This is a genomic window from Thermus scotoductus DSM 8553, from assembly GCF_000381045.1.
GTDB classification, from domain to species: Bacteria; Deinococcota; Deinococci; order Deinococcales; family Thermaceae; genus Thermus; species Thermus scotoductus.
In genome coordinates this window covers 1-6,862 of the sequence record NZ_KB905781.1, presented here as the reverse complement: position 1 = coordinate 6,862, position 6,862 = coordinate 1, and the positions used below count along the sequence as shown (strand labels likewise).

Genomic DNA, 6,862 nt, shown 5'->3' with positions numbered 1-6,862 from the left:
TCACAGAACCCCTTTCGCAGATGCCCCGCATTTCAATGCGGGGAGGAAGCGGAAGCCGGGCGAAGCCCGGTACATGGCCGACGACTTTGTGGTATAACCAGTCAAGGCATGTCCCTCCTGTCCGTCAAGTGCAAGCTGATACCCGATGCGAGTACAGCCGAGAAGCTTTCCCGCACGGTGGAACAGTTTGCCAACGCTTGTAACTACGCCTTGCAGGTGGCGCGTCAGGAGAACGCTTGGAACAAGTTCGCCCTGCAAAGACTGGTCTACCGGGAACTTCGGGAACGCTTCGGTCTCAGCGCCAACCTGGCGGTGCGAGTTATTGCCCGCGTGGGCAAGCGCAAAGGTCATAAGGCAGGCGGTTTCAAGGCCACCTCGGTGGACTACGACCAGCGCATCTTGTCGGTCAACGTGGACACCGAGACCGTCAGCCTCTCCACCGTGGATGGGCGGGCGAGGGTGCCCATGCGCATCGCCGGGTATCAGCGCCACCTGCTGCGAACCGCCAAAAGCATCCAGGGCGGGACTCTGGTCAGGGGGCGGGACTCCTGGTACGTCCACCTGTGGTGCGAGTACGACGACCCGCCCGCCATGGCCCCAAACGGCTTTCTCGGGGTTGACCTCGGCATCGTCAACATCGCCACCGATTCGGACGGGGAGGCCTACTCGGGCAAGCACCTCAACTCGGTCAGACACCGCTACCGAAGGCTCAGGAGGAAGTTGCAGAAGAAAGGCACCAAGTCGGCCAAGCGTCTTTTGAAAAAGCTCTCGGGCAAAGAGAAACGCTTTGCCAACGACCTCAACCACCGCATCAGCAAACGCATCGTAGCCAAGGCTCAACGCACCGGGCGCGGCATCGCCCTGGAAGACCTCCGGGGCATCCGCGAGCGGGTACGGCTTCGCAAGCCCCAGAGGGCTACGCTGCATAGCTGGGCGTTCCATGACCTGGGCCAAAAACTGCGGTACAAAGCTGAACGGAGCGGAGTAGCTTTGGTTTGGGTTGACCCAGCGAACACTTCTCGGCAATGTCCAGCCTGCGGACATACCGAGAAGGCGAACCGTCCAACGCAGGCACTCTTTCGCTGTGTGGTCTGCGGCTACTCTGGGGCTGCGGACTACGTCGCGGCTTGCAATATTGCAAGCCGGGCTGCCGTCATCCAGCCGAACGCGGGGGTACGAGATGCCATGCATGGCTATCGTGCCACCTGCAAGCCTCGGAGTTCAGTCCGGGGTAGATGACTAGGGACGTGCGCTCCTCAGGGTGTGCTTTTTGGGCTTTCCCTGCACGGGATACCCGCAGGCCCCCGCTAGCGCTTTCCATGGGGCTTGATGTATGTCGCTCACCATGCGACAATAGGCCTATGCTTCTCTCGCAAGATCCCGTTGCCCGGGCCTTGGCCCTGGAGGAGGGTCTTCCCAGGCAGGTCCTGTTAGAGCTTCAGGAAAGCCTCGGCGTCACCCAGGGGGAGCTGGCCCGGCTTTTGCGGACCACTCCCCGGACGTTACAGCGGCAGGGAGAGCGGCTTAGTCCCGAGCTGTCCGACCGCCTTTACCGCCTCTATCGCCTGTTTGAGCGGGCAGTGCTCTTCCACGGGGATGCCTCCAGGGCTCGCCGCTTTCTAAGGACGCCCAATCCGGCCCTAGGAGGTAAGAGCCCGCTGGAGCTCTCGGTGAACGAGGCGGGGCTAGAAGCGGTCTTTGACCTGTTGGACAACCTGGAGGAAGGGGTTTACCTCTGAAGAGGGGAAAGAGACGGCCTTGCGGGCATACCGTCTGGTGAAGGGTACCTACGCTCAGGCGGCTTTTACGGGGAGGGGGGCTGCCCTGCGGGGTGGACGATGGAACCCCAAGGGCTATCCCGCCGTTTACGCCAGCGAGCACCTCGCCCTGGCGGTCTTGGAGTGGTTGGCCTATGCCTTAGAGCTTCCTTCCCTTGAGGGCTATGTCTACTTCCGCCTGCAGGTGCCGGATGATTTGATCGCTGAGGTTGAAGCCCTGCCTGTGGACTGGCGGGCACTGCCTCATCCATCCTCTACCCAGGACGTCGGGCGGGCTTTCCTTGAGGGGAAAAAGGCCCTGGCGCTCATAGTCCCCTCTGTTCTGGTCCCCGAGGGCTGGAACTTAGTCCTCAATCCTCGGCATCCGGCTTTCCCTGAGGTGATGGTGGAGGGTCCATTTCCCTTGGAACCGGACCCAAGGTTGAGGGCCCTCTGGCAGAGGACCGTGGGGTAGCCAGCTTTGGTTTTGTGGGATCCACGTTTCCCGTCTGTAGGGTAAACGACTATCTTAAGCGGCATATAGGAGCTACCCTACGAAGTCCCGCACGCTCGTCAGCGGCGGCTACAGGTTTTTGGAGGGGGTTAGCATGGGGTTGTGATGTGTGAAAATGGGGTTGAGGTGAGGAGCTGTTAGTGGTTGGTTCTGTTGGGGGGGCTTGATTATGCCGAGGAAGTTGGTAGTTGGTTTACCGCTAGAGGCCTGGGACATCCCGGAAGAACGGAAGCGCATGGTGGGAGAGGCCCTGGCCACCTGGAACGAGCGGGTCCTGGCGGAAGGGGTCTGGGCCTACCTGGTCCGCCACCGGAGGAGGCCGGATACCGTGGTGCCCCACATGGTGGAAAGGTTCGTCCTCTGGCTGGCCCTGAAGGGGCGGAAGTGGCCGGCCCTCGAGGCGGGCGACATCCTGGCCTACCTCCTGGAGATCAAGGAGAAGGGCTTCCCCGGGGGGCCTCCGGGTCCCCTGGCCCCCGCCACGGTGGAACGGGCCCGGGGGGCTTTGGGCTACCTCTGGCCCTTCCTGGAGTGGGCCGGGCATCCCATGCCGCCCCATGTGGAGTACCCGCCCCGGCAGTATCCCCTCCTCTCCGGTAGGGTCCCCATCCCCGAGGAGGTCTGGGAGCGGGTGTGGCAGGCCACCGACCACTTCACCCCCGCCTACTGGCGTCCTATGCTCAAGGTGGTCCTGGTGATGCTGGGGGAGGTGGGGTTAAACCTGAGAGAGGCCCTGGACCTGTGGCGGGACGACGTGCGGGGGGAGGTGCTCTTGGTGCGGGGCCGGAGGCTCAGGGAGATCCCCCTCTCCCCCCTGGCCCAGGGGGTTCTGAGGGAGTGGCTTCCCGTGAGGGACTACCTGGCCAGCCACCAGCCCCTGCCCTTTCCCCACCTCCTCCTGAGCCCGGCCCCCACCAAGAACCGGGGGAAGCCCCTGACCCATCCCACGGTGGTGGTCCTTTTGAAGGACCTGCTGCGCTATGCGGGGTACAAGGAGGAGGACCGGGCCCGGGCCAGCTTCGCCAAGCGCCTGCGCTGGCGGGCCATCCGCAACTACCTCAAGGCGGGCTACCCAAAGGACAAGGTGGCCTACTGGACGGGGATGCGGAGCCTCCTCATGCCGGGGTGGGAGAAGGAGGCGGGGTGGGAGTAGCCGCTTTGGGAACTGGATCCCTCGCTGAGAGCCAAGCTGATCCGTGAGGCCCTTGGTCCCTTACCTGGGATCCAGGAGGCTGGTGCGAGGGGGTAGCGATCTGCCTCGAAGGTAGAAGGCCACAGGTGAGCCAGGGAGGTAGGGACGTGGACCCGGCGCTTTTGGTAGACCATCTCCAGCGGCTCAGCTTGGCCGAAGGCAACGGCTGGCACGTTTCCACGGTCCAGGCGATCGCGGGCCTCACCCCAAGAGGCCCTGTGGCGGCTTTACCTGGATGGCCCTGCATTTGGGAGCTCGCCGCCCACATCCGCTACTGGGTTGCGCGGATGACCGTGGTTCTGGAGGCGCTCTGCCGAGGAGGGGCGCCGCCTCCCCGGTCGGGAACGGATTGGCCCCAAGTCCCGGACGCCCCAGATCCCGCCGCCTGGGCGTGCCTCCAAGCGGAACTGGCCCGAGCGTTGGAAGGGTTGCCGGGGGTAGTGAGCACCCTAAAACCGGTGCACCTCCTTACGCCCTCTGCGGGGATGGGTAGCCCGTCCGCCCTCTATGAGATCCATGGCCTCCTCGCCCACACCAGCGACCACACGGGCCAGATCCTCTTGCTCCGCCGTCTACGATGTGTCTGGCCGCAATGAATCGGTTCCACCGGTAATGTGGTCCTGTCATTTGAGCCCCGTTGTCCCAAGGGCCATGGAATTCGGTAGCCGATTTCCTAACATATGAAATGGCCTTCACCGCCCCGACCCGGGAAAGGATTCTGCTTCTAGAGCCCGGGTGTTGGGCAGGTTTACCTCCTCCCCCAGGGCCATCTTTTCCGGACGGCCTTTGGCCAGAGTGGAGGCCAGGCTGGCTAGGCGGATGAGGTCATCGGCGGTGGCCCGGGAGCTTCCCGGCCGCTTCTTGCGCCGCCTCCCCCCGGCCACCCCCAGGGACAAGCCCAACCTCTTTTCCCCCACCCTAAGGGGAAGCTTCAGGAGCTCGGGAAGGTGAGGGAGAGCCCGGGCGCGGGGTCGGGGGAAAACCAGGGCAAACTCGTCCCCGGCATACCGGAAGGCTTCTCCCCTGTGTTTACGGGCGAAGGCTGAGAGCCGGCTGGCCACCTCCTTCAGGGCCTGGTCGCCTGCGGTGTGGCCCAGCTGCTTGTTGAGGAGGCCGAAATCGTCCAGATCCACGAAGACCAGGGTGGGATCGATTCCCTTGTCCATGAGACGCTCCAGGTGGCTCCGCAGAAAGTCGGCCCGGGGCAGGCCCGTGAGGGGGTCAAAGCCCTGGCCCAGGGCGAAGGCCAGGGCGCGCTTGGTAAGGATTCCGAGAAGGCGCCCCTCCTCCACCACCAAAAGCCTTTCCACACCTTTCTCCTGCATCAGGGCCTGGGCCTCGAGGAGGCTGGCTTTCGGGGAAATGAAGATGGGAGGGCCTCGGAGGACATCCATGACCACCCGGTTGGGGTGAACCCCCCTGAGGTCCCGGCTGATGATCACGCCCACCAGGGTGCCATCCTCGAGAACCGGAAGGCTTCCGATCCTATGCTGGGCCATGAGGTTGGCCGCTTCCCGTACGCTGGCCCACGGCCTTATTGTCACCGGAGCAGAGGTCATCACCTCCTTAACCTGGACCATGGCTAAGGATCATTCTAGCCGAACCGTGCGCGCCGTATGCAATACAACCTCCACTTGAACCCGCACCACCTGGTCCTCGTTGATAAGGGGAGCCAGCTCTTCCAGGAGAAGCTCCGGTAAGGCCTCCGGGGTCAAGACTCTTAGCAGGAAAGCGATATGTCAGCTATACTGAAAATATGAAGTTTGTCCTCCAAGTTTCCCCCAGAGGCCAGATTACGCTACCCGCCCCCCTCCGCAAGGCTCTCTCCCTTAAGCCGGGCGATCCCCTGCTGGTGCGCCTGGAAGAGGGACGTTTGGTGTTGGAGCCTGTGTACCTCCTTCCGGTGGAGGCCTACACGGAAGAGCGCATACGGGAGTTTCTCCAGGCTTCCCAGGCTGATGACGAGGAGGTCGCCGCCTTCCGCAGGGCTTGGGGGCTGGAGTGAGGGTGTTTTTGGATGCCAATGTGCTCTTTTCTGCCGCCTTAGGAGGTACGGTTTTTGCCGCTATATGGGCCCTGGCCGAAGCAGAAAAGATCCAGCTTCTCACCAGCCCCTTGTGCCTGGTGGAAGCCCAGTACAACCTGGAGCGGAAGCGGCCTGAAGCCCTACCTCAACTCGGGGCCCTGATGAGGCGTGTGGTCTTGATCCAGGAGCCAGGGGAAGGCGGTTTTCGCCACGAGGGGCCCATGGCAGCCCTGGCGGCGGAACTTCCGGAGAAGGACCAACCGGTGCTTCGGGCGGCCTTATTGGCCCGGGCCCAGGTCCTGCTAACGGGTGACGTCAGGCACTTTGGTCGCTTCATGTCCAGGGAAGACCTGCCCCTTAGGATCATGACCCCAGGGGACTTTATTCGGAAGGTCCGGCCTCCAGGTTGAGCCCAACCGTCGTGCTTCGTCATCCCGGAAAAGGGACGCATCCCTCGCCTTCGTGCGCAAGTCCCTTAGCCTGAAGCCTAGGGAGATCCTAGCTGTGCGCCTCGAGGAGGACAGGGTGGTGCTGGAACCCGTCCCTGTGGAGGTGTACACCGAGGAACGGATGGGGGAGTTCCCGGAGGCCTCTCCCGCCACCCTGGAGGAGATATCTACCTTCCGCAAGGGCTGTGGGCTGGAATGAGTCCGCTCCTAGACCCTTGGATGCTCGGTCATAAGTACCTGGTGATACTCGTTAAGCAGTCAGGTGATCGACGAGTCTTTGTGGAAAAGCCTCCCATCGAGGGCCTTGGCACCGGATGGCTTACCCCTCCGGCCTGAGAAGGACCACCCTGAGCGTCCCCTCATACCGGGCCAGGTCGGCGTCCGCGGTCCAAATCTCCTTCGCCCCCCCTTCCAGGGCCGTGGCCAGGATCAGGGCGTCCACCAAGGGGAGGTGAAGCCCGTAGGAGAGCCGGACCGTCCTCTCCCAGCGCCACGAGCGCCTATGTCCAGGCGGGGCAGGTGGCCCAGGTGACCATCAGCTACACCGTCCGAGTACCCCCCACCGCCGCTGGCATGCGCCTCACCGTGGATTGCCCCACCTGCGATTCCTACCAAAGGAGCAACATCAGGGGTCGTGTAAGGAATTATGTGTAGGGGTTTGTGTATAAAAGGGGGGTACCAGGATTAGGAAGGAGGTACCCCGTGGACCAGGATACCTTGCAGGTGATGCTAAGGGAAGCGGTGAGGCAGACGGTGACCGAGGTCTTGCAGATTCTCCTGGACGCCGACCGGGAAGCCTTCTTGCGCCAGCACGGGGGACGCAAGAACGGCTACTACCCCCGCAAGCTGGAGACCGCCTTTGGCCAGGTGAAGCTGGCCATCCCCCGGGATCGGGAAGGGAAATACTATCCCAGCCTCCTTCAA

Annotated in this window: 10 protein-coding genes and 1 pseudogene; 9 read left to right on the top strand and 2 right to left on the bottom strand. The window is 63.1% G+C overall.

Annotated elements, in window-relative coordinates; all coding sequences use genetic code 11:
* Positions 1-108 precede the first annotated feature (108 nt).
* The 5 genes from F604_RS0110980 (at position 109) to F604_RS13590 (ending at position 4,059) form a co-directional block, all read left to right on the top strand.
* A complete protein-coding gene (locus F604_RS0110980; RefSeq protein WP_019551690.1) occupies positions 109-1,239 on the top strand; it encodes an RNA-guided endonuclease InsQ/TnpB family protein in 1,131 nt (376 codons plus the stop codon).
* A gap of 122 nt (positions 1,240-1,361) precedes the next feature.
* Complete coding sequence (locus tag F604_RS12250) at positions 1,362-1,739, top strand: antitoxin Xre/MbcA/ParS toxin-binding domain-containing protein (RefSeq protein WP_019551689.1); 378 nt, start codon at positions 1,362-1,364, stop codon at positions 1,737-1,739.
* Between the two features lie 19 nt (positions 1,740-1,758).
* Positions 1,759-2,232: an RES family NAD+ phosphorylase gene (locus tag F604_RS0110970; protein ID WP_026329140.1), complete on the top strand. Its 474-nt coding sequence runs from the start codon at positions 1,759-1,761 to the stop codon at positions 2,230-2,232.
* Between the two features lie 274 nt (positions 2,233-2,506).
* The gene (locus F604_RS0110965; protein WP_019551687.1) at positions 2,507-3,424 is read left to right on the top strand and encodes a site-specific integrase; all 918 of its coding nucleotides are present in this window, start codon (positions 2,507-2,509) and stop codon (positions 3,422-3,424) included.
* 125 nt (positions 3,425-3,549) lie between these two features.
* On the top strand, positions 3,550-4,059 hold the full coding sequence (locus tag F604_RS13590; protein ID WP_019551686.1) for a DinB family protein: 510 nt from the start codon (positions 3,550-3,552) through the stop codon (positions 4,057-4,059).
* A gap of 96 nt (positions 4,060-4,155) precedes the next feature.
* Here the strand turns inward: F604_RS13590 and F604_RS12245 are convergent, their stop codons facing one another.
* Positions 4,156-5,043, bottom strand: a complete 888-nt coding sequence (locus tag F604_RS12245) for a CBS domain-containing protein (RefSeq protein WP_019551685.1) — start codon at positions 5,041-5,043, stop codon at positions 4,156-4,158.
* Positions 5,044-5,219: 176 nt separating this feature from the next.
* On the opposite strand from F604_RS12245, the gene F604_RS0110945 reads away from it, so the two are divergent.
* From F604_RS0110945 to F604_RS12240, 3 genes are read left to right on the top strand one after another with little or no spacing between them, the layout of a single operon-like run.
* Positions 5,220-5,468 (top strand): AbrB/MazE/SpoVT family DNA-binding domain-containing protein, encoded by a 249-nt coding sequence (locus tag F604_RS0110945; RefSeq protein ID WP_019551684.1) that lies wholly within the window; start codon positions 5,220-5,222, stop codon positions 5,466-5,468.
* The gene (locus F604_RS0110940) at positions 5,465-5,899 is read left to right on the top strand and encodes a PIN domain-containing protein (RefSeq protein WP_019551683.1); all 435 of its coding nucleotides are present in this window, start codon (positions 5,465-5,467) and stop codon (positions 5,897-5,899) included. Before F604_RS0110945 ends, F604_RS0110940 begins: the two co-directional genes overlap by 4 nt.
* A gap of 52 nt (positions 5,900-5,951) precedes the next feature.
* Positions 5,952-6,137 carry a hypothetical protein gene (locus tag F604_RS12240; RefSeq protein ID WP_019551682.1) on the top strand — a complete coding sequence of 62 codons (186 nt, stop codon included), beginning with the start codon at positions 5,952-5,954 and terminating at the stop codon, positions 6,135-6,137.
* A gap of 120 nt (positions 6,138-6,257) precedes the next feature.
* Here F604_RS12240 and F604_RS12715 read toward each other — a convergent pair.
* A pseudogene (locus F604_RS12715) lies at positions 6,258-6,404 on the bottom strand (PIN domain-containing protein); the annotation flags it as partial.
* Between the two features lie 194 nt (positions 6,405-6,598).
* On the opposite strand from F604_RS12715, the gene F604_RS0110925 reads away from it, so the two are divergent.
* Positions 6,599-6,862, top strand: a 264-nt coding sequence (locus F604_RS0110925; RefSeq protein WP_026328891.1) for a transposase, incomplete at its 3' end; no start/stop codon positions are given.

What these genes read in the sequence shown, in the direction of transcription:
- F604_RS0110945 (WP_019551684.1), top strand. Translation starts at nt 5,220, where the DNA reads ATGAAGTTTGTCCTCCAAGTTTCCCCCAGAGGCCAGATTACGCTACCC.
- F604_RS12245 (WP_019551685.1), bottom strand. Translation starts at nt 5,043, where the DNA reads ATGGTCCAGGTTAAGGAGGTGATGACCTCTGCTCCGGTGACAATAAGG.
- F604_RS0110980 (WP_019551690.1), top strand. Translation starts at nt 109, where the DNA reads ATGTCCCTCCTGTCCGTCAAGTGCAAGCTGATACCCGATGCGAGTACA.
- F604_RS0110965 (WP_019551687.1), top strand. Translation starts at nt 2,507, where the DNA reads ATGGTGGGAGAGGCCCTGGCCACCTGGAACGAGCGGGTCCTGGCGGAA.
- F604_RS12250 (WP_019551689.1), top strand. Translation starts at nt 1,362, where the DNA reads ATGCTTCTCTCGCAAGATCCCGTTGCCCGGGCCTTGGCCCTGGAGGAG.